Origin of the sequence: Streptomyces sp. NPDC048479 (genome assembly GCF_040651435.1) — a bacterium.
Classification (GTDB): Bacteria; Actinomycetota; Actinomycetes; order Streptomycetales; family Streptomycetaceae; genus Streptomyces.
Genome location: NZ_JBEZKA010000011.1, coordinates 179,957 through 200,030 on the forward strand (window position 1 = coordinate 179,957; position 20,074 = coordinate 200,030).

The 20,074-nt window shown below is 68.6% G+C and carries 18 protein-coding genes and 1 pseudogene; 11 read left to right on the plus strand and 8 right to left on the minus strand.

The genetic code is table 11. The features are described 5' to 3' along the window. The first annotated feature begins 30 nt into the window (after positions 1-30). The 4 genes from AB0D12_RS19285 to AB0D12_RS19300 all read left to right on the plus strand — a co-directional run bounded on the left by AB0D12_RS19285 (position 31) and on the right by AB0D12_RS19300 (position 4,342). Positions 31-624 (plus strand): TetR/AcrR family transcriptional regulator, encoded by a 594-nt coding sequence (locus AB0D12_RS19285; protein WP_362683879.1) that lies wholly within the window; start codon positions 31-33, stop codon positions 622-624. Between the two features lie 534 nt (positions 625-1,158). Continuing rightward, on the plus strand, positions 1,159-2,187 hold the full coding sequence (tdh, locus tag AB0D12_RS19290; protein WP_362683882.1) for an L-threonine 3-dehydrogenase: 1,029 nt from the start codon (positions 1,159-1,161) through the stop codon (positions 2,185-2,187). A 36-nt stretch (positions 2,188-2,223) separates the two neighbouring features. After that, positions 2,224-3,405: a glycine C-acetyltransferase gene (locus AB0D12_RS19295; protein ID WP_362683885.1), complete on the plus strand. Its 1,182-nt coding sequence runs from the start codon at positions 2,224-2,226 to the stop codon at positions 3,403-3,405. Positions 3,406-3,427: 22 nt separating this feature from the next. Next, on the plus strand, positions 3,428-4,342 hold the full coding sequence (locus tag AB0D12_RS19300) for a LysR family transcriptional regulator (protein WP_362683888.1): 915 nt from the start codon (positions 3,428-3,430) through the stop codon (positions 4,340-4,342). 42 nt (positions 4,343-4,384) lie between these two features. Here AB0D12_RS19300 and AB0D12_RS19305 read toward each other — a convergent pair whose 3' ends face one another. From AB0D12_RS19305 to AB0D12_RS19320, 4 genes are all read right to left on the minus strand, one after another. Further along, positions 4,385-4,891: an SRPBCC family protein gene (locus AB0D12_RS19305; RefSeq protein WP_362683891.1), complete on the minus strand. Its 507-nt coding sequence runs from the start codon at positions 4,889-4,891 to the stop codon at positions 4,385-4,387. Between the two features lie 52 nt (positions 4,892-4,943). Next, positions 4,944-6,560: a cation acetate symporter gene (locus tag AB0D12_RS19310; protein WP_362683894.1), complete on the minus strand. Its 1,617-nt coding sequence runs from the start codon at positions 6,558-6,560 to the stop codon at positions 4,944-4,946. Next, a complete protein-coding gene (locus AB0D12_RS19315) occupies positions 6,557-6,952 on the minus strand; it encodes a DUF485 domain-containing protein (protein ID WP_327327636.1) in 396 nt (131 codons plus the stop codon). Before AB0D12_RS19315 ends, AB0D12_RS19310 begins: the two co-directional genes overlap by 4 nt. A gap of 184 nt (positions 6,953-7,136) precedes the next feature. Next, the gene (locus tag AB0D12_RS19320; RefSeq protein WP_362684097.1) at positions 7,137-8,045 is read right to left on the minus strand and encodes a DMT family transporter; all 909 of its coding nucleotides are present in this window, start codon (positions 8,043-8,045) and stop codon (positions 7,137-7,139) included. A gap of 130 nt (positions 8,046-8,175) precedes the next feature. Between AB0D12_RS19320 and AB0D12_RS19325 the strand changes: the two genes are divergently transcribed. Continuing rightward, the gene (locus tag AB0D12_RS19325; protein ID WP_362683897.1) at positions 8,176-9,069 is read left to right on the plus strand and encodes a LysR family transcriptional regulator; all 894 of its coding nucleotides are present in this window, start codon (positions 8,176-8,178) and stop codon (positions 9,067-9,069) included. Between the two features lie 71 nt (positions 9,070-9,140). On the opposite strand, the gene AB0D12_RS19330 is transcribed toward AB0D12_RS19325, so the two are convergent. From AB0D12_RS19330 to AB0D12_RS19340, 3 genes and pseudogenes are all read right to left on the minus strand, one after another. Then, positions 9,141-10,466 carry a ThuA domain-containing protein gene (locus AB0D12_RS19330; RefSeq protein WP_362683900.1) on the minus strand — a complete coding sequence of 442 codons (1,326 nt, stop codon included), beginning with the start codon at positions 10,464-10,466 and terminating at the stop codon, positions 9,141-9,143. Between the two features lie 89 nt (positions 10,467-10,555). Then, a complete protein-coding gene (locus AB0D12_RS19335) occupies positions 10,556-12,703 on the minus strand; it encodes an RICIN domain-containing protein (RefSeq protein ID WP_362684100.1) in 2,148 nt (715 codons plus the stop codon). Positions 12,704-12,894: 191 nt separating this feature from the next. Continuing rightward, positions 12,895-13,764: pseudogene (locus AB0D12_RS19340) on the minus strand (glycoside hydrolase family 16 protein); the annotation flags it as partial. A 386-nt stretch (positions 13,765-14,150) separates the two neighbouring features. Between AB0D12_RS19340 and AB0D12_RS19345 the strand changes: the two are divergent. From AB0D12_RS19345 to AB0D12_RS19355, 3 genes are read left to right on the plus strand one after another with little or no spacing between them, the layout of a single operon-like run. Continuing rightward, entirely contained in the window at positions 14,151-14,918 is a 768-nt protein-coding gene (locus AB0D12_RS19345; RefSeq protein WP_362683903.1) for an ABC transporter substrate-binding protein, read from the plus strand. Next, positions 14,915-15,715, plus strand: a complete 801-nt coding sequence (locus AB0D12_RS19350) for an amino acid ABC transporter permease (RefSeq protein ID WP_327327639.1) — start codon at positions 14,915-14,917, stop codon at positions 15,713-15,715. The genes AB0D12_RS19345 and AB0D12_RS19350 overlap by 4 nt, the downstream gene beginning before the upstream one ends. Positions 15,716-15,722: 7 nt before the next feature. Continuing rightward, entirely contained in the window at positions 15,723-16,595 is an 873-nt protein-coding gene (locus AB0D12_RS19355) for an amino acid ABC transporter ATP-binding protein (protein ID WP_362683906.1), read from the plus strand. 59 nt (positions 16,596-16,654) lie between these two features. On the opposite strand, the gene AB0D12_RS19360 is transcribed toward AB0D12_RS19355, so the two are convergent. Beyond that, positions 16,655-17,386: a tyrosine-protein phosphatase gene (locus AB0D12_RS19360; RefSeq protein ID WP_362683909.1), complete on the minus strand. Its 732-nt coding sequence runs from the start codon at positions 17,384-17,386 to the stop codon at positions 16,655-16,657. A gap of 138 nt (positions 17,387-17,524) precedes the next feature. Between AB0D12_RS19360 and AB0D12_RS19365 the strand changes: the two genes are divergently transcribed. From AB0D12_RS19365 to AB0D12_RS19375, 3 genes are all read left to right on the plus strand, one after another. Further along, positions 17,525-18,271, plus strand: coding sequence for an SDR family oxidoreductase (locus AB0D12_RS19365; RefSeq protein WP_362683912.1), 747 nt, complete (start codon positions 17,525-17,527; stop codon positions 18,269-18,271). 61 nt (positions 18,272-18,332) lie between these two features. Next, positions 18,333-19,244, plus strand: coding sequence for an SDR family oxidoreductase (locus AB0D12_RS19370; protein ID WP_362683915.1), 912 nt, complete (start codon positions 18,333-18,335; stop codon positions 19,242-19,244). A gap of 33 nt (positions 19,245-19,277) precedes the next feature. Continuing rightward, positions 19,278-20,012: a TetR/AcrR family transcriptional regulator gene (locus AB0D12_RS19375; protein ID WP_362683918.1), complete on the plus strand. Its 735-nt coding sequence runs from the start codon at positions 19,278-19,280 to the stop codon at positions 20,010-20,012. Positions 20,013-20,074 lie beyond the last annotated feature (62 nt).

Here is a 20,074-nt window from a genome sequence, read left to right on the forward strand (position 1 = left end):
GACCACTGATCCGGAAGTCAAGAGGGACAGATGCGGGCCGACGCCAGGAAGAACCGCGACCACCTGCTCGCAGTAGCGGGCACCGCCCTCACCGAGCAAGGCGTCGACGTGTCACTGCGCGACATCGCGCGCAGGGCCGATGTCGGGCTCGCGACGCTGCTGCGTCACTTCCCGACGCGCGAGGCGCTGCTCGATGCCCTGCTCCGCACGAACTTCGACGAGCTGACCGCTAAGGCAGGCGCCCTCGAAACGTCGAGCTCGCCCGACGATGCTCTCGTTTCGTGGCTACGCGACTGCGTCGCGTGGACAACCGAGTATCGGGGCGTGACCGTGCTGATGGCAGCCGCCATCGAGGACACCGAATCCGCACTCCACGCTTCGTGCGTCACCCTGCGCGCAGCCGGTGCGCGGCTCCTCACCCGCGCCCAGGCCGCGGGCATGGCGCGGACCGATATAGACGGCGACGACTTGTTCGCGCTGGTAGCCATGCTCGCTTGGCTCGGCGATCAACCCTCGCTCGCGCCACGCGCCGATCGCCTCTTCGACGTTGTCGCAAGCGCGATCCTGACCAGCACAGCGAGCAGCGATGCCGAGGAGGAACGTCGCCCTCGGGCCCGCAGATGAAACCGTCTCGCTTGCGGGCCGGCGAAACTCGGCCGCGCGCTCGGCAGGAGCGGTTCGACGCCGAGTTCGCCAAGGCGGTCAAGGGCACCGGCATCGAGCCGCGCGCTCCCCGGGAGCGGACCGCGACCGCCGCGAAGCGGCTGACGAGCGCTCCCGCCGGCCCGGCCAGGTGCTCCCCGACGTCCTCGTTCAGGCTCACACCCGGACCAGGCGGGGAGCAGATCCCCGCGCGAGTAACCGCGGCGGGTACGGCTGAGCAGCACGTGCCGGCCCCCGATGAGGTGCGACCGAGACCCGGAGCTGATCCAATGGGCGGAGCCGGAGTTCCGGGAAGCCTTGCACTGTGCGGTCCCCGTTCGCCGTACACCGTGTTGCTCTCACCCGGCCGACCTGCATGAAGCTCTGCTGTTGGCCCGCTTAAGAAATCCTCGATGGACTCTGCAGTCACAGCTGGGCACATTGGTGCAGGTCCACTGACCGGTGCCGTCGGCACTGTCTCCGGTCAGCCCCACCACGATGCCTGGAGCCGCCCCGATGAAGGCACTTGTCAAGCAGCATGCCGAGCCCGGGCTGTGGCTCATGGACGTGCCGGAGCCGGAGACCGGCGCAGGCGATGTGCTGATCAAGGTGCTGCGCACCGGGATCTGTGGCACAGATCTGCACATCAGGTCCTGGGACGGCTGGGCCCAGCAGGCCGTCACCACGCCCCGCGTCCTCGGCCACGAGTTCGTGGGTGAAGTCGCCCGCGTCGGCGCGGACGTCGAGGACATCGCGGTCGGCGACGTGGTGAGCGGCGAGGGGCATCTGGTGTGCGGCAAGTGCCGCAACTGTCTCGCCGGCCGCCGTCATCTGTGCCGTAGCACCATCGGCCTGGGCGTCGGCCGCGACGGTGCCTTCGCCGAGTACGTCGCGCTGCCCGCCTCCAATGTGTGGGTGCACCGGACGAAGGTCGACCTGGACATCGCCGCGATCTTCGACCCGTTCGGGAACGCTGTGCACACCGCGCTCTCCTTCCCGCTGGTCGGCGAGGACGTACTGATCACCGGCGCGGGACCGATCGGGATCATGGCCGCCGCCGTCGCCCGGCATGCCGGCGCGCGCAATGTCGTGATCACCGATGTGAGCGAGTCCCGGCTCCAGCTGGCCCGCAAGGCCGGTGCCACCCTCGCGCTGAACGTCGCCCAGAGCGATATCGCCGAAGCACAGCGGCGGCTCGGACTCAAGGAGGGCTTCGATATCGGCCTGGAGATGTCCGGCCGCCCGGAAGCCATGCGGGACATGGTCGACAACATGACCCACGGCGGACGTATCGCCATGCTGGGCCTGCCCGCGCAGGAGTTCGCCGTCGACTGGTCGAAGATCGTCACCTCGATGATCACGATCAAGGGGATCTACGGCCGTGAGATGTTCGAGACCTGGTACGCGATGACCGTGCTGCTCGAGAGCGGACTCGACCTCAGCCCGGTGATCACCGGCAGTTACGGCTACCAGGACTTCGACGCAGCCTTCGACGAGGCTGCCACCGCCCGCAGCGGCAAGATCATCCTCGACTGGACCGTCTGAGCCTCTCGTCCGAGCTTTTTCGTAAGGAGCCCCACCATGTACGCGTCCGTCCGCGACGATCTCCGTACCACCCTCGACGAGATCCGCGCCGCCGGTCTCTACAAGCCCGAGCGCGTCATCGGCACGCCGCAGAGCGCCTCCGTGTCCGTCGCTTCCGGTGACGTACTCAACTTCTGTGCCAACAACTACCTCGGCCTCGCCGACCACCCCGAGGTCGTCGCCGCCGCCAAGGAAGCGCTGGACCGCTGGGGCTACGGCATGGCCTCCGTCCGCTTCATCTGCGGTACCCAGGACGTCCACAAGGAGCTCGAGGCGCGCCTGTCGGCGTTCCTCGGCCAGGAGGACACGATCCTCTACTCCTCCTGCTTCGACGCCAACGGCGGTGTCTTCGAGACCGTCCTCGGCCCCGAGGACGCGGTGATCTCCGACGCCCTCAACCACGCCAGCATCATCGACGGCATCCGGCTGTCCAAGGCCCGCCGCCACCGCTACGCCAACCGAGACCTCGCCGACCTGGAGCAGCAGCTCAAGCAGACTCAGGACGCCCGCCGCCGCCTCATCGTCACCGACGGCGTCTTCTCCATGGACGGCTATGTGGCTCCGCTCGCCGAGATCTGCGACCTCGCCGACCGCTACGACGCCATGGTCATGGTCGACGACTCGCACGCCGTCGGCTTCGTCGGCCCCGGCGGCCGCGGCACCCCCGAGCTGCACGGCGTCATGGATCGCGTCGACATCATCACCGGCACCCTCGGCAAGGCGCTCGGCGGTGCCTCCGGCGGCTATGTCGCCGCCCGCGCCGAGATCGTCGCCCTGCTGCGCCAGCGCTCCCGCCCGTACCTCTTCTCCAACTCCCTCGCCCCGGTGATCGCCGCCGCCTCCCTCAAGGTCCTCGACCTGCTGGAGTCCGCCGGCGATCTGCGCGAGCGGCTGAACGCGAACACGACCCTCTTCCGTACCAAGATGACCGAGGCGGGCTTCGACATCCTGCCCGGCGACCACGCTATCGCCCCCGTCATGATCGGCGACGCCTCAGAGGCCGGCCGGATGGCCGAACTCCTGCTGGAGCGCGGCGTGTACGTCATCGGCTTCTCCTACCCCGTCGTCCCGATGGGCCAGGCCAGGATCCGGGTCCAGCTCTCCGCCGCGCACTCCACCGAGGACGTGGAGCGGGCCGTCGCCGCATTCATCGACGCACGCCAGGCGCTGAAGGGCTGACTGAGGCTGGCAAAATGGCTGGGTGATCGACCCCCGGCGGCTGCGTATCCTGCGGGCCGTGGCGGACCACCGAACGGTGACCGCCGCGGCTTCCGCGCTGTACCTCACCCCCTCGGCCGTCTCCCAGCAGCTCAACGCGCTCGAGCAGGAGACCGGCCATGCCCTGCTGATCCGCAGCGGCAAGGGCGTACGGCTGACGGCCGCGGGAGAGATCCTGCTGGCCCACACCCATGCCGTGCTCGCGCAGCTGGAGCGGGCCGAGGCGGAGCTCGCGGCCTACGCGGGCGGCGCGGCCGGTGAGGTCACCGTCGCCGCGTTCGCCACGGGCATCGCCGAGGTCGTCGCCCCGGCCATAGGGCGCCTCGCCGTGGACCATCCGGACATCCGGGTACGGGTACGCGACGCCGAGGGCGACGAGAGCCTGCCGCTGGTGCTCGACGGCGAGGCGGATCTGGCCGTCGCGGTCGAGTATCGGGGCGCACCCGGCGAGGGCGATCGGCGGCTGGCCCGCGTGCCGCTGTATGCGGAGCCTTTCGACGCCGTCCTGCGCGCCGACCACCCTCTCGGCGCGGGCGATCGGGTGGAGCTCGCCGAGCTCGCGGACAGCGACTGGATCGGTCCCTACCCCGGCAATCCCTGCCACGACATGGTGCTGCTCGCCTGCGAACTCGCCGGATTCCAGCCCCGTCTGGTGCACTCCTCGGACGACTTCCGCGCCGTCGTCGCGCTGGCCGGAGCCGGCGCAGGCGTGGCGCTGGTGCCGCGCTCTGCGCTGCGCGGGATGGAGCTCAAGGACACCGTCGTACGACCGGTGGCGGGCCCGGCCGCGACCCGCCGGGTGTTCGCCGCCGTACGCCGCGGAGCGGAGCTGCACCCGCTGATCCGGCCGGTGCTGGACGCGCTGGCGAGCTCCGCGGCCGGGCTCCCCACCGGCTGAGGTCGAGCCCTCGCCCTTGCCGGACGAGGGCGCAGACGTCGGTCAGGCGGCCGTCGGCTCCATCGCCGTCTTGAGATTGCGCAACGTGGTCCGGATGTTCCGGCGCTGGAAGTCGGCGAACGTGTGCCCGCGGGTTGCGGCCTTGTCGAACGCGTGGGCCAGGAAGTCCGGCCAGGACCGCCGGTCGTCGGTCCAGGTCTCGGTCACCCGGGTCCCGCCGTCGACCGCCTCGAAGCGGTACTCCCAGGTGGCGATACGGCCGGGCATCACCGGCCGGCGCTTGCCTATGGCGTGCACCCGGAACGCGAACCGCTCACCCGGATCCGCCGCGGTCACCGTGCACCGCGTCGTCCAGCGAAGGGCTCCTCGCTTGTTGTAACCGTCGAAGACCATACCCACGTACGCCTGCTCACGGCCGTCGCGCACCGCCGCGCCGCGGTTCTCGGGACTCCAGCGGCCCATCAGCGCAGGGTTGCTGACCTGCGCGTAGATCGTCGACGGGTCGGCGTCGATGACGATGCTGTCCGAAACGGTGAAAGTGCGTGCCATGGGTACGACTCCGATTCTTGGGCGCGCGACGCTGTCGCGTGGTCACCAGTGATCATCCACGGGGCGGTGCGGCGTCGGCCAGGATCGAGGCCTCGACCGCGTCGTAGTCGTACTCCGGCAGGCCGCCGACCCTCGTTTTGTTGCGGGTGAGCACGGTGCCGAGCCAGCCGGCGAGGAATCCGACCGGGATGGAGACGAGGCCCGTGGTGGTGTACGGGAACCAGGTGAAGTCGTCGTCCGGGAAGATGGCTTGGGGGGATCCGGAGACGAGCGTGGTGCCGGTGATGAGAATCAGGACGCTCAGCGCGCCGCCTATGAGGGTGCTCAGCAGCCCGGTGCGGTTGTACTGACGCCAGAAGAGGCTGTAGACGAGGGCGGGTGCGACCGCCGAGGCGCCGATGCAGAAGGAAAGGGTGACCATCGCCTGCAGATTCACGTGCCGGGAAGCGGCCGCGAGGAAGATCGCGGCAAGACCGACTGCCGCGGCTGTCGTGCGGGCGATCGTCATCTCGGTGCTGTCGCGCAGTACCTGCTTGCCTCGCAGACCGTGTGTGATGAGGTCGTGGGCCAGCGTGTTGGCACAGGCGAGCGTGATGCCGGCGACGGAGGCCAGCAGCGTCAGGAAGATCGCGGTGGCCATCGCGGTGAACAGCAGCGTCTCGAAGGTGGACACCTCGGTGCCCATGATCGCCTGACTGACCAGCAGGATCGAGGTCTTTCCCTGCGGATCGGCGGCCGTGATCTGCTGGCGGCCGACGATCGCGGCGGCTCCGAAGCCGATCACGGCGCTGAGCACACACATGATGACCACGGTGGAGACGGCCCAGGACATGGAGCGCCGCACGGCGGGTGCGCTGCGGGAGCTGAACATACGCATCGTGATGTGCGGCAGGCACGCCGCGCCGAGGACGACGGTCAGCTGGGCACTGATCATGTCGAGTCCGTCGCCGCCGAACTGGAGCGCCGGTGTGAGATAGGCATCGCCCGCACCGCTTCCGCGTGCCGCGGCGTCCAGCAGCGAGGGGATGCTGAAGTCGAAGCGGTGCAGGATGAGCGCGGCGATCGCGACTGCCGCGGCGAACAGCACCACGGTCTTGACGATCTGGATGAAGGCGGTGCCCTTCATACCGCCGATGGCCGCGTAGATGATCATCAGCAGGCCGAGAATCACGATGGAGACGGTCTTGAATCCGGCAGAGTCCATGCCGAGGACGAAGGCCAGCAGATCGCCGGCGCCCGCCAGCTGGAAGATCAGCAACGGGAAGAGTGCGGTGAGCGTGACGAGGCATGCGGTGATGCGGACGGCGGGACTCGGGGCGCGGCGGGTGAGTACGTCGCCCATGGTGAACCGGCCCGCGTTACGCAGGGGCTCGGCCAGCAGGAACATCAGCAGCACCAGGGAGAGGGCCGTGCTGAGGGCGAGGACAAGTCCGTCCTGGCCGACCAGCGAGATGACACCGATGGTGCCCAGCACACTCGCGGCGGAGATGTAGTCGCCGGCGATGGCGAGTCCGCTCTGCATGGGGGTCAGGGAGCGGTAGCCGGTGTAGAACTCGTCCAGGTCTTCGCGGTCGGGCCCGGTCATCACGCACAGCAGCAGGGTCACTGTGATCACCGCGATGAACGCGACGAAGGACATGGTCTGGGCCTCGGAGCCGAATCCGCTCATCGGCGTGCTCCCTCGGTGGTCGGGTCGGCCTGGAGACGTACGGCTTCGGCGAGCGGGTCGACCCGGCGGCGCGCGGACTTCTCGTACGCGGCGACGGCTATGAGGGTCACCGGCAGCTGGATCAGGCCGAGCATGAGGGCGATGGTGAGACCACCGGTGATCTTGGTGGTCATCAGCCCCGGCAGATATGCGGAGAGCAGGAGGAACAGCACGAAGTACCCGAGGGCGGTCAGGCTCGCCACACGACGCAGGCGCTGGTACGCGGCGCTCAGCGCGCGTATCTCGCGGCGGGGATCGGCCGGCGGCACGGGGGGCGGGGGCGGCGCCTGCCAGGAGTGGTGGGGTTGTCCTGGCTGCTCGGGATATGAGGGCGGCGGAGGGTAGTACGACATCGCGGTGTGCCTTCGCGGGACGGCTGGGCAGGGCAGGGCATGGCGGGGCGGGCGGCTACGTTACCGGCGGGTAGCGGCTGCCGGAGCATTGTTGCATGGACTGTCCGGTCGGTCAGTTGCTTAAGCCGCTACGGCCCTTACCTCGTGGTGCGGCTTGCCGGGCCGGGAGCCCGGCACCGCACCACTACGCCGCGGCTTGCCGGCTGAGCGACGTCTCCCCCGTCACCTCTGCCGATGGCACCGGCGTTCGCTTCCGCCACCGGGTCAGGCCGACACCCACAAGCACCACGACCATTCCCGCGACGACCCGGAACGTGAGCTCCTCACTCAGCACGATCGCGCCCAGCGCCATCGAGACCACCGGCAGCAGATAGCCGACCGTGGCGGCGCTGGTCGCTCCTTCGTCGGCGATGAGCCGGTAGTTGAGGGCAAAGGTGAATCCGGTGCCGAAGATCCCCAGAACGACGACAGCGGTCACGCCGACCAGGTTGATGTGCGCCGACTCGAGGCCGCCGGCGGGCAGAGCGAGCGTGCTCAGGCCCGTCGCGGTGAGAAGCTGCGCCGCGGAGAGCGCGAGGGGGGCGGTGCCCTTGCCGGTGAGCTTGCGTCCCATGTAGGCGAACGCGACGGCGTAGCTCACCGCCGCCGCGAGGATGGCCAGGGCGCCCCAGCTCGCGAGTCCGCTCTGCTGCCACGGCGCGAAGATCAGCAGCGTGCCCGCGAATCCGAGGAGGAGCCCGCCCAGGCGGACCGGGTGGGGTCGGCGTTCCGCGCCGATGGCGATGCCGATCAGCAGGGACCACAAGGGAGTTGTCGCGTTCAGAGCGCCCGCCACTCCGGAGTCGACGGTCTGCTGGCCGATGCTGAACAGGGCGAAGGGCAACGCGTTGCAGAAGAACGCGGCCACGATGAGATGGCCCCAGGTCGCACGGGCGCGAGGGAGGCGCTGACGTGCGGAGAAGCACAGCGCGACCAGGACCAGTGCGCCCAGTGCGCAGCGGGTGAAGGTGATCTGGACGGGCGACAGACCGTTGTTCAGGGCCAGTTTGATCCAGAGGAAGCCCGATCCCCACAGAAGGGCGAGCACGCCCATCCGTACCAACGTTCCACGTCCGCCGCTGAACACGTTTCGTCTCCCTCTTCGCTCGTCCGGTGTCCACCGTGCCTCAGCCGGCGCTGTACGACTAGTGAAAAGTGCTGCATGGTTCGTTAACCTCTCCTACATGCTTGATGTGCGACGCATGCAGGTCCTGAGGGCCGTGGTGACCAGCGGTTCGGTGACCGCGGCCGCGGCGAATCTCGGCTATACGCCGTCCGCCGTCAGCCAGCAGGTGGCAGCGCTGGAGAAGCAGGCCGGAACGGCGCTGCTGGAACGGGTCGGCCGGGGCGTGCAGCCGACGGCCGCAGGCCGCCTGCTCACCGAGCACGCGGCCATCATCAGCAAGAACCTTGCGGAGGCGGAGACAGCGCTCGCGGACCTGCGGGAGGGGCGCACGGGTCGGCTTTCGATCCGCTACTTCGCCACGGCCGGCGCCACGCTGGTGGCTCCGGCGCTGGCCGGGCTCCGCCGTGAGTTTCCGGGCGTACGGGTCGACCTCAAGCTGATCGACCCCGACGACCCGCTGCCCGAGGTGAAGCAGGGCCGCGCCGATCTTGCCGTCGTGGTCCACCCCCGTGACCGGCCGCGCGACGACATCCGCCTTGTGCACCTGCTGGACGACCCCTACCGGGCCGTGCTGCCCAAGGGTCACCACCTCGCCGCGAAACGCGTACTCGATCTGGCGGACCTCGCCGACGAGCCGTGGGTCGGCAACGAATGGCCGGTCGGCCCCTGCCTCGAGATCGTGCTCGACGCCTGCGCCGCGGCCGGCTTCACTCCCAACTTCGTGGTGGAGAGCGAGGACTACGCCACAGCGCAGGGCTTCGTCGCCGCGGGCCTCGGAATCAGCCTGATGCCGCTCATCGGACTGGGAAACCGGCACCCCGGTGTCGTCGTACGCAAGGTCCGCGGCCCCGAGCCGGTCCGCGGCATCTACGCGGCAGTACGGGAGACCTCGCTTCCCCAGCCCGCGCTGCGCGGGCTGATCGACGCCCTGCGGGACGCGGCGGGGGAGTAGAGCGGTCGGCCGGCCCGGGACCGCCGCGCGCTTCATGACCGTCGCACGGCGGCTCGCTCGCTCCTGGGCCGTCAGGGCTGTGCGGTGAGCCGGAAGCTCTGGGCGGCCGAGTCGTCGCAGGAACGCTGGATCAGCTGGACCCCGCTCGCCGGGGAAGCAGGCGTGCTGAGGCACTTTCCGCTGTGCCGCGCGACGAAGTGATAGCGCCCGGAGGGCTCCCGCACCGGCTTCCACTGCTGATTGGCGCCGCCACCGTAGGACCACAGCTGGAGGGGAGCATTGTCGGCGGTCGACACATTGGCCACATCGATGACCTGCTGGCTGTTGTTGCGGACGCCGATGCGCATGAAGCCGCTGTCAGCGGAGCGGAATTGATACTGCTGAGCCGCGGTCTGGTTGCACATGTACTGCTGGATTGCGGTCCCATTGGCGGTGGCTGCTCCGCGCGCGTCCACACAGGCGCCGTTCGCGCTGCCGGCGAGTGAATACCACGCGGTCTCGGATATCGGATCGGTCGGCGCCGGATCACCCGCACCGCCGCCCAGCCACTTCAGGCCGTCCACCAGGAACCGGTTCTGTGTCTCGCTGGCGAACGAGGAGGACAGCGTCGTCCCCGTGCCGTAGTCCATGGCGTTGTGGCCGAAGTTGGCGTAGAGCATCTTGTATGTGGTGTTGGTCCACAGGATCGGGTAATAGCCGCTGTACCAGGACTGGTTGGGGTCGGTGCCCAGCGGGAAGCTCATCGGGTCGACGGACGCGAGGATCTTGATGTCCGGGTTGTCGCGCAGGTCGTTCTGCCAGCTGTACCACTCGCTCACCGACGAGGTGAAGGTGGCGGGCAGTCCCACGGTCGAGGGATGCGTCCTGTCCTCGGTTCGCAGCACCGCGGTCGTCGGCCCCCAGGTGTTCGACTTGAAGTTGCCGCTGCCGAGGAACTGGTTGTGGTACCAGGGCCATTCCTGCGCGTTGGTGGTGAATGCGGAAACGTGGAATCCCATCCAGGCCCCGCCGGCCCGCATGTACCGCTCGAACCCCGAGCGCTGGGCTGCCGTCTGCGGCCGATCGTCCAGGAACAGCACCACCTGGTACTGGTCCCGCGTGATGCTGCTGAGCAGATCCCAGTTGTTGGTCGAGGTGTACGAGAAGTTGTTTCGTGCGGCGGTCTGGGGAAACCACTGATTGGCTTCCTTGACGAAGCTGATGTGGGCCGCGTCCCAGGTCCCGTTGTAGAAGGCGATCACCTTGAACGCCGGTTCCTGCGGTGCCTGCGGTGCCTGCGGGGCGTGCAGGACCATCGTGTCGGAGTACGCGGGAGCGGCGCTCAGGCCGAGGAGGATTGCCAGCAGCAGGAGCACCCGTAAGCCGATCCGTGCCGAGCCGCTTCTGATTCTGTGCATCCGGAAACCACCTTTCCGTGCGGAGAGGGCCGGTCCGGACGCGACGGCTGTCGGATCCGGACCGGCCGGTGTGCGGCGGGAAGTACGGGTCAGGGATGGCTGACGAGATTGGCCACATTGGTCGAGGAGTTGGAAGGACCACCCCGGCCGTTGATGACATGGCGGATCGTTCCGGTGCCACCGAGCGATACGGTCACCATGCTCTGGAAGCGCACATTCGGGTTGTCGGGGACCTCGAAGGCGTGCTCGGCGGTCACGCTCGGATTGGCGTTGAAGAAGCAGTAGCTTCCGAGCCCGAACGCCTGGTGGCTGGTGACCGAGTCGGCGACCTTGTACGCGGCATAGCCCTGGGTGGAGCCGTTCATCCAGGCGGCCTGGTTGGGCGGGTCGTACGGCATCTCGTTCTGGTAGAAGTACGTGCGCCCGCCGTTGCCGGTCCAGATCGTCTGGTGTTTCTGGTAGTGCTCCACGAACAGCCCGTACATGGTTACGTTGTCGCCGTTGACGACAAGTCCGGTGTCCGCCGTATTGGTGTTCCAGCCGATGCCGGTGCCGTGGTCACCGCGCCAGATCCACATATGGTCGCCAATGACGTTGTCGCTGTTGACCACCAGGCTGGTGGTCGCCTTGCCCACCGCGGCGCCACCGACCCGGAAGAAGACGTCGTGCAGGGACGTCGGGTTGGCCGAGTGGCCGGCGGAGGAGCCGGCCGGGCCTACCTCCATCAGGGTCTGCGAGTTGGTCGTACCGGCGTCGAAGAGGATGCCCGCGACCTTGACGCCGTCGACGTCCGCGACCGTCATGGCCGTGACGCCGTTGTCCGGGACGAAGGTGGCGAGGCCGAGCCCCAGGATCACGGTGTCGGGGCGGGTCACCCGCAGAGTTTGGTTCAGATGGTAGACGCCCGGGGTGACCAGCAGGTTCTTCCCCTCGGCCAGTGCGGCGTTGATCTGTGCGGCGGTCACGCCGGCCTTCACGACGAAGAACTGGTCCATGCCGAGTGAGGCGCCGGCGGCGTTGCCGCCGGCCCATGTGGTGGCCGAGGAGTTGGCCCGCAGGGACGGTACGAACACCTTGTAGGCGCCGGCGTTGTCCACGTACAGGAAGGGCTTCTCGCGGACGGTCGGGCTCTGGTTCACGGTCGTGTAGGGCGGGCTGGGGAAGCTCGTGGCCGGGACGCCCTGGCTGCCGACGAAGACCATGTTCCAGTTGGCGCCGGTCCAGCTGCCGAGCTGGGAATTGCGAGTCAGCCACTGCTGCTGCGTACCGGACCGCACCTGCCCGTCGATTTTGGTGTCGGCCATGAAGCCGCCGCTGGCCCAGCCGCCGTCGTCCAGCGCGAGATTGCCGCGGACGTGCATGCGCCGGTACGGAGCCGCCTGGGACACCGCCCACCGGTCGGTGCCGCCCGTCGGGTTCACCGAGAGGTTCTCGGCACCGCGCCAGAAGTTCTGGGTGGCGTTCTGCGGCGGGAACCAGTCGGCCTCGACATGCACCGCACCGTTGATCGTCACCGAGTCGGGCGACTGGCCGAGGCCCAGAACCTGGGTGTAGAAGCCCACGTTGACGTCATTGCTGTAGGTGCCCGGCTTGAACATGATCGCGTAGCGCTGGGAGCCGAACTGGTTGGTCTCCTGCTGCTGGAAGATCGAGTTGAGCCGGTTCTGGATGGTCGAGGACGGCATCGACGGGTCGAAGACGACCACGTTCGGACCGAGATCGACGTCACTGGGCGCGGTGGTGACGGGCGTGACCTGGAACCGCTGGGCCGCCGTGCCGTTGCAGGTGTACTGCACGAGTTGGACGCTGTCGGCCGTCGAGGCGGAGGGGACATCCAGGCACTTGCCGCTGTTGCGGTTGACGAAGTGGTACGCGCCGCCGCCCTCGTCCACGGCCTGCCACTGCTGGTTGTCGCCGCCGCCGTACGTCCACAGATGCACCGCGGCGTTGTCGGCGGTGGACACGTCGCTCACGTCCGCCACCTGGTTGGCGTCATTGCGGTTGTTGATCCGCACGAAGCCGTCGCTGGTTGCGCTGAAACTCCACTGCTGGGCTGTGGAGTTGTTGCAGGCGTACTGCTGGACGGCGGTGCCGTTCACGGTCGCGGCCGAGCGCGCGTCCAGGCACTTGCCGCTGCCGCTGTTCACCACGGTGGCCCAGCCGGAGGGCAGCGCGGCGGCGGTGGCGGCCGCCCGAAGCGGGGTGGCCGCCTGGGTGGTCGGGACGGCAGCCAGCACCGAACCGGCCGAGGCCACGACGATGAAGGCGGCTACGAGGGGATGTGTGGGGCGGGCGCGGGTGAAGCTGTGGCGACCCGCTCCGGGCGTTCGCTGCGATCTGAGCACGGTTTCTCCTGTGCACATGAGCCGGTGGGACGGCTCGGTGAGGGGTGGGGATGGAGGGGTCAGGTCTGCCGGTGTACGGGGCTGTCGCTGGTGCTGATCCGCACATGGTCGACGACGAGTTGCTGGGGGAAGCCGGTGCTGCCGTCGGGGTCGCCGGGCCAGTAGCCGCCGACCGCGAGGTTGAGGATCAGGAAGAAGGGCTTGTTGAACACCCAGGTACGGCCGCCGAGATCGGCGGGCGTACGCCGCTGGTAGACCGTGCCGTCGACGGACCAGGTCACGGAGTCGGGAGCCCAGTCGACGGCGAAGGTGTGGAAGGCGTCGGCGACCTGGCCGTCCGGCAGCGTGTAGGCGGCGCCGATGCCGCCGGAGCCGGAGTAACCGGGGCCGTGGAGGGTGCCGTGGACGGTGGAGGGTTCGAAGCCGACGTTCTCCATGACGTCGATCTCGCCGGAGCCGGGCCAGCCGACCTGGCCGATGTCATGGCCCAGCATCCAGAAGGCGGGCCACATGCCCTGGCCGCGTGGCACCTTCAGCCTGGTCTCGACATGTCCGTACGCCCGGGTAAACCTGCCGGCGGTGTTCAGCCGGGCGGAGGTGTACTCACATCTGCCGTACCAGCACTGGTAGTTGCCCGGGTTCTCCCGGCGGGCGGTGATGACCAGATGGCCCTGCCCGTCGAGAGCGGCGTTGTGGTTGCCGGCCGTGTAGTACTGCCGTTCGTGGTTGTTGACGTTGTCGCCGGTTTCGATCTGCCATTTGGCGGCGTCGACGGCGGAGCCCGCGGGACCGTCGAAGTCGTCGGAGAAGGGCACGGCTGCGGGCACTGCGGCGGGCGCGGCGGCGACCGCCGGCGCGGGTTCACCGTTCGCCAGGCCGGTGCTGAGCGACACGAGGGCAAGAGCCGAAGAAACAGACAGCAACAAGCGCCGTGACAAGCGTGGGGAGTCCATGACTCTCCCTTCCGGTGCATGAAGAGGAAGGGGTCTGTCATGCATATGACAGACAGGGGCGCAAAGGGGACGCGCGGATGGGATGCGCCGACCGAGGTGGGGGGTACTTAGTTCACTACGTGATTTAAGAAGTGAACTAAGGGACTGTCAAGGCCTTGGTATGGACCACGGACTTATTGCCTGCCCGACCGTCCTGACCAGGTCCGTGTCGTGGACAGCTCCGTCACCCCACGGCCCGTGTGCTTTACGATCTCGACGGGTGGCTCCCCGTTCTGTCCGTCACCCACCCGCTCCGTTGGAGGTCTGCTGTGTTGTGGTCGGTCGGTGCTCGTCGCACTCGCTCTACCCGCCGGGCCCGCGTCACCGTTGGTGCTGTCGCGGCCGGGATGTTCCTTGCCGTCGGCTGTTCCTCCGGCGGTGACGGCCCCGGTGAGGCGGCGGGCGGCGTCCCCGTGGTCGCGAAGGGCAAGCTGACCACCTGCACCCACCTGCCCTATCCGCCGTTCCAGTTCGAGCAGAACGGCAAGGTCGTCGGCTTTGACGTGGCCCTCATCGATCTGGTCGCCAAGAATTTGAAGGTCGAGCAGAAGATCCTCGACACACCGTTCGAGAACTTCAAGACCGGTGCCTTCCTCAACTCCGGCGAGTGCGATCTGGCCGCCGCCGGCATGACGATCACCCCTGAGCGCAAGAAGAACGTGGACTTCTCCGTCCCGTACTTCGACGCCACTCAGGCGCTGCTGGCGACGAAGAAGAGCGGAGTGACGTCGCTCGCCGACATCAAGGCCAAGCACAAGAAGCTCGGCGCCCAGGCGGAGACGACCGGCGAGAGCTACGCCAAGGACCAGGGTTTCGACCCGGTCGCTTTCGAGAGTTCGGACGCGGTGCTCAACGGGCTGCGCACCGGCCAGGTCGACGCCGTCGTCATTGACTACCCGGTCGTCCAGGGCTGGCTGAAGGACAAGGCGAACGCGGCCGAGTTCGTCCTCGGCCAGAACATCGAGACAGGTGAGCAGTACGGCTTCTCGGTGAAGAAGGGCAACGCCAAGCTGCTGGCGGCGATCAACAAGGCGGTCACGGACGCCCGGGCCGACGGCACGTACGACAAGCTGTACCAGCAGTGGATCGGTCCGCTGCCCAAGGCCAAGTCGTGACCTCTCGGCTGACCCGGCGGCAGCGGCGCCGCGTCTGGCAGGGCGTCCAGTACGCGGTGTTCGTGGCGGTACTGGTCCTGATCGGCGTTCTGGCCGACTGGGACCGGCTGCAGAACCAGTTCGCGCAGAAGGACCTCGCCAAAGAGCTGTTCCCGGCCATCATCACCACGGCGCTGCGCAACACCGTGGTGTACACGCTCTCCGGATTCATCTTCGGCCTGGTGCTGGGCCTGATCATCGCGCTGATGCGGTTGTCGTCGGTGGCCCCGTACCGCTGGGTCGCGAGCATCTACATCGAGCTGTTCCGCGGCCTGCCCGCCCTGCTGATCTTCATCTTCGTCGGTGTGGCGGTGCCGCTGGCGTTCCCCGGAACGCAGATCCCCGGCGGTGTGTACGGGAAGGTCGCGCTCGGTCTTGGACTGGTGGCCGCGGCCTACATGGCAGAAACGATTCGGGCGGGTATCCAGGCCGTGCCCAAGGGGCAGATGGAGGCGGCCCGTTCGCTGGGCTTCTCCAGGGCCCGGGCGATGGTGTCGGTGATCATCCCGCAGGCGTTCAGGATCGTGATTCCACCGCTGACGAATGAGCTGGTACTGCTCTTCAAGGACTCGTCGCTGGTGCTGTTCCTCGGCGTGACGCTGGAGGAGCGCGAGCTGACCAAGTTCGGCCGCGATCTGGCGAGTCAGACCGCGAACTCGACGCCGATCCTGGTGGCGGGGCTGTGCTACCTGCTGGTGACGATTCCGCTGAGCTTCGTGGTACGCCGCCTCGAGGCTCGTGCCGAAAAGGCCAGGTGAGGACGAGATGTCACAGAAGGCGGAGACAGTGGAGAGCACGGGGGCCGGCGGGCCGGAGATCGAGATCCGGGGTCTGCACAAATCGTTCGGCGACAACGAAGTGCTGCGGGGCATCGACCTCGACATCGCGCGGGGCGAGGTGGTCTGTGTCATCGGGCCGTCCGGGTCGGGCAAGTCCACGCTGCTGCGCTGTGTGAATCTGCTCGAGGAACCCAGCGCGGGCCAGGTCTTCGTGGGCGGCACGGAAGTCACCGACCTCGACGTCGACATCGACGCGGTACGCCGCCGTATCGGCATGGTCTTCCAACAGTTCAACCTCTTTCCGCATGTGAACGTGACCGAGAACCTCACGTTGCCGCAGCGTCGCGTACTGCGCCGGGACAAGGCGCGCGCGGCGAAGGTGGCGCGGGAGAACCTGGAACGTGTAGGGCTGTCCGACAAGGCCGACGCCTACCCCGCGCAGCTTTCCGGAGGACAGCAGCAGCGGGTGGCGATCGCGCGGGCACTGGTCATGGACCCTGAGGTGATGCTTTTCGACGAGCCGACCTCGGCGCTCGATCCCGAGCTGGTGGGGGAGGTGCTGGCGGTGATGCGGCTGCTGGCCGGGGAGGGCATGACGATGATGGTCGTCACCCATGAGATGAGCTTCGCCCGGGAGGTCGCCGACCGGGTGGTGTTCATGGACGGCGGCGTGATCGTCGAACAGGGCCCGGCCGCGCAGGTGGTGGGCGCTCCGCAGCACGAGCGGACCAGGAACTTCCTGAACCGCATCCTGGACCCGGCCGCCACGGACCGGCCGGGCCCGGGTGCGACGCCGTCCGTCACCGGCAAGGACAGGGACACGGAGTCCGGGGAGCCCGGCGCGGACCGGGACAGCTGACTGCCACAGGCTGAACCCGGGGGTCTGCCCGGGTTCAGCGTGCACCCGGCCCGGGCGGCTCAGCCCTCCAGGAGCCGGGTGCGCAGTCGTTCGATCAGGTGGTCGTCGACGCCGAGGTGCCGGACGGCGTAGCCGTACACGGATCCGTACGTGGCGGACAGATCGGCCAGGAACAGCCGCATGATCTCTTCCGGCGCTCGTCCGTAGCCGGGCCACGTCAGGGTCCGCTCGGGGTGGGCGGCCCGCCAGTCGGCGATCAGCCGGTCCGTGGCCAGTTCCGTGAGCGCGAAGTCCGCGGCGATATCGTCCTCGGCCACCCCGACGAGGGCGAGGACCAGGGCGGCCAGCAGTCCCGTGCGGTCCTTGCCGGAAGCGCAGTGGAACACCAGTGGGCCGCTGGTGTTCGACGCGATGACCTCAAGTGCCTGACGCAGCTCCTTGGCGCCGTCGAGTGCGACTTCCGCGTACCGGTCGGCGAGGAAGCGCCAGGGATCGACGCCGGGGTCGATGGTCGCCTGGTCGTAGGGGCGGTGTTCCACGCTGAGGTTGACGTAGCCGAGCCCCTCGCGGTCGGGAACCCGGCCTCGTGCCTCGATCTCCCACGGGTAGCGCAGGTCGATCACGGTGCGCACCTCGAGAGCGAGGAATCGGTCGAGGTCGGCGCCGTCGAGCTTGGCCAGGGAGTCGGACCGGTAGAGCCGGCCCCACCGCACGGTGTGGCCGTCCGCGGTGCTGTAGCCCCCCAGATCCCGGAAGTTGTGCAGCCGCTCGAACGGTATGTGTCTGATCATTCGCGCCACAGTACGGGCTGCCGACTTCCGGCGTAGCGTCGTTACGCCAGGGGGTAGCATTGATAACGCATTGGTGTTAGCGTTGCTTTCGTCGGGGGGTGGAGAACGCCACCTCGGTCGGGACAGGGAGCAAAGGCCATGAGCGAGCAGTCCACCACTTCACACCGGGTAGCGATCGTCACCGGCGGGTCCCGCGGCATCGGCCGGGAGAGCGCCGAGCGGCTGGCGTCCGACGGGTTCGCGGTCGTCATCAACTACGCGGGCAACCACACCGAGGCCGAGGCGACGGTAGCCGCCATCACCGCCGCCGGCGGGCAGGCGATCGCGTTCCGCGCCGACGTGGCCGACGAGGCCGCGGTGTCGGCACTCTTCGACGCCGCCGAGGACACCTACGGCGGAGTCGACGTGGTCGTGCACGCGGCCGGTGTCATGACACTCGCGCCGCTGGTCGACACCGACCTGGACACCCTGGACCGTATGCACCGCACCAACATCCGCGGGACGTTCGTCGTCGACCAGCAGGCCGCACGCCGGCTGCGCGGCGGCGGCGCGATCATCAACTTCTCCAGCTCCGTACTGGCCTTGGCCCTGCCCGGCTACAGCGCCTACGCCGCCACCAAGGGCGCGGTCGAGGCAATGACGCTGATCCTGGCCCGCGAGATGCGCGGACGGGACATCACCGTCAACGCCGTGGCCCCCGGGCCGACCGCGACCGCCCTGTTCCTGGACGGCAAGGACGAGCAGACCATCGCGAAGATGGCCGGCCAGACACCGCTGGAACGCCTGGGCACCCCGCAGGACATCGCCGAGGTCGTCGCCTTCCTCGCCGGCCCCGGCCGCTGGGTCAACGGCCAGGTCGTGCGGGCCAACGGCGGCATCGCCTGACCCCCGCCCCCCATCGCCATCTTCCCAGCCTTTTCTGCTCAACAGACCGAGGAGTCACGTCATGGGCAAGACGATCGTCATTACGGGTGCCGGTTCCGGTTTCGGGGCCCTGGCCGCACGGGCGCTGGCCCGGGCCGGCCACACCGTCTACGCGGGGATGCGCAACACCGAGGGGCGCAACGCCGACCGTGTCACCGATGCCAGGACCTACGCCGCCGAGCACGACGTGGATCTGCGCACGGTCGAACTCGACGTGCTCTCCCAGGAGTCGGCCGACGTCGCTGTCAGCACCGTGGTGGACGAGGCCGGTTCGCTGGACGTGATCATCCACAACGCCGGCCACATGGTCACCGGCCCCAGCGAGGCCTTCACGCCGGCCGAACTCGCCGCCGTCTACGACACGAACGTGCTCGGCACCCAGCGCGTCAACCGGGCCGCACTGCCCCACCTGCGCGCCCAGGAAAACGGCCTCGTGGTGTGGATCGGATCCACCTCCACCCGGGGCGGCACCCCGCCCTACCTCGCCCCCTATTTCGCCGCCAAGGCCGCGATGGACTCCCTCGCCGTCTCCTACGCCGCGGAGCTGGCACGGTTCAACATCGAGACGACCATCATCGTTCCGGGCTCCTTCACCTCAGGCACCAACCACTTCGCCACCGGCGGCCACCCCGCCGAGCAGACCGTCATCCCCGACTACGAGGCCCGCTACGCCGGCCTGATGGACCAGGTCTCCAGCAGCCTGGCCGTCCTCGCGCCCGCCGACGCAGACGTCGCCCAGGTCGCCGACGCCATCGTCGAAGTCGTCGACACCCCGCACGGCACCCGTCCCTTCCGCGTTCACATCGACCCCGTGAACGACGGCTCCGAAGAGGTCAGCGACGTCGCCGACCGCATCCGCGCCCAGTTCCTCACCCGCATCGGGCTCCAGGACCTCCTCGCACCGACGCACACCATGAGTCCGCGGTCCGCGTAGCAGCGCTACGCCGGCCTTGATAGCGTCCTGCCGATGAGCACCCGAGAACGCATCCTGGAAGTGGCGGCCGAGCTGGTCGCGCGGTCCGAGAACGGGGACGTCTCCACCCGGGCCGTGTGTGAGGCCGCGCGGGTGGGAGCCCCGGCGCTCTACCGGCACTTCGGGGACAAGGAAGGCCTGCTGTCGGCCGTCGTCGACTACGGCTTCGACAAGTACCTGGCGACAAAGCGGCAGCGCAGCCCCGGCACGGACCCCGTCGAGGACCTGCGCAACGGCTGGGACACCCATGTGGACTTCGCCCTGCAGAACCCGAACCTGTACCGGCTGATGAATTCCCCCGCGATGCGCACACCACCGGCCGCGGCGCTGGAGTCCCACCAGATCCTCACCAGGGACCTGGAACGCGTCGCAGCCCAGGGCAAGCTCCGCCTCGCCCCCGAACTGGCCGCCCAGATCGTCATGTCGGCCAACGTCGGCGTCGCCCTCATGCTCGTATCCCGCCCTTCGACGTTCACCGACAAGAGCACCTCGCGGCGCGTACGGGACGCCGTGCACGCCGCCGTCTTCACCCCGGACGTGTCCGGCCCCGACGCCACCCCGAGCGCGCCGGACGCGGGCGTCGGCGGAGACGAAACACAGCTCCCGGCCGCGGCGGCCCGGCTGGCCGCCCTCGTTCGCCGGTCGCCCGTCCCGGCGCTCAGTACCGCCGAGACGGCACTGATGGCCGAATGGCTGGACCGCCTGTCGAACACCCCCCACCACCCCTGACGGCAGCGCGCCCCCGAGGTTGAGCAGCGGTGGCGGGTCCGCGTCCGTACCCGCCACCTGGT

Excerpts from the sequence above, each read along its gene's own strand:
- AB0D12_RS19375 (WP_362683918.1), top strand. The coding sequence starts at position 19,278 with ATGAGCACCCGAGAACGCATCCTGGAAGTGGCGGCCGAGCTGGTCGCG.
- AB0D12_RS19345 (WP_362683903.1), top strand. The coding sequence starts at position 14,151 with ATGTTCCTTGCCGTCGGCTGTTCCTCCGGCGGTGACGGCCCCGGTGAG.
- AB0D12_RS19310 (WP_362683894.1), bottom strand. The coding sequence starts at position 6,560 with ATGAGCGGATTCGGCTCCGAGGCCCAGACCATGTCCTTCGTCGCGTTC.
- AB0D12_RS19370 (WP_362683915.1), top strand. The coding sequence starts at position 18,333 with ATGGGCAAGACGATCGTCATTACGGGTGCCGGTTCCGGTTTCGGGGCC.
- AB0D12_RS19355 (WP_362683906.1), top strand. The coding sequence starts at position 15,723 with ATGTCACAGAAGGCGGAGACAGTGGAGAGCACGGGGGCCGGCGGGCCG.
- AB0D12_RS19325 (WP_362683897.1), top strand. The coding sequence starts at position 8,176 with ATGCTTGATGTGCGACGCATGCAGGTCCTGAGGGCCGTGGTGACCAGC.
- AB0D12_RS19305 (WP_362683891.1), bottom strand. The coding sequence starts at position 4,891 with ATGGCACGCACTTTCACCGTTTCGGACAGCATCGTCATCGACGCCGAC.
- AB0D12_RS19365 (WP_362683912.1), top strand. The coding sequence starts at position 17,525 with ATGAGCGAGCAGTCCACCACTTCACACCGGGTAGCGATCGTCACCGGC.
- tdh (WP_362683882.1), top strand. The coding sequence starts at position 1,159 with ATGAAGGCACTTGTCAAGCAGCATGCCGAGCCCGGGCTGTGGCTCATG.
- AB0D12_RS19360 (WP_362683909.1), bottom strand. The coding sequence starts at position 17,386 with ATGATCAGACACATACCGTTCGAGCGGCTGCACAACTTCCGGGATCTG.
- AB0D12_RS19285 (WP_362683879.1), top strand. The coding sequence starts at position 31 with ATGCGGGCCGACGCCAGGAAGAACCGCGACCACCTGCTCGCAGTAGCG.
- AB0D12_RS19315 (WP_327327636.1), bottom strand. The coding sequence starts at position 6,952 with ATGTCGTACTACCCTCCGCCGCCCTCATATCCCGAGCAGCCAGGACAA.
- AB0D12_RS19295 (WP_362683885.1), top strand. The coding sequence starts at position 2,224 with ATGTACGCGTCCGTCCGCGACGATCTCCGTACCACCCTCGACGAGATC.
- AB0D12_RS19320 (WP_362684097.1), bottom strand. The coding sequence starts at position 8,045 with ATGGGCGTGCTCGCCCTTCTGTGGGGATCGGGCTTCCTCTGGATCAAA.
- AB0D12_RS19330 (WP_362683900.1), bottom strand. The coding sequence starts at position 10,466 with ATGCACAGAATCAGAAGCGGCTCGGCACGGATCGGCTTACGGGTGCTC.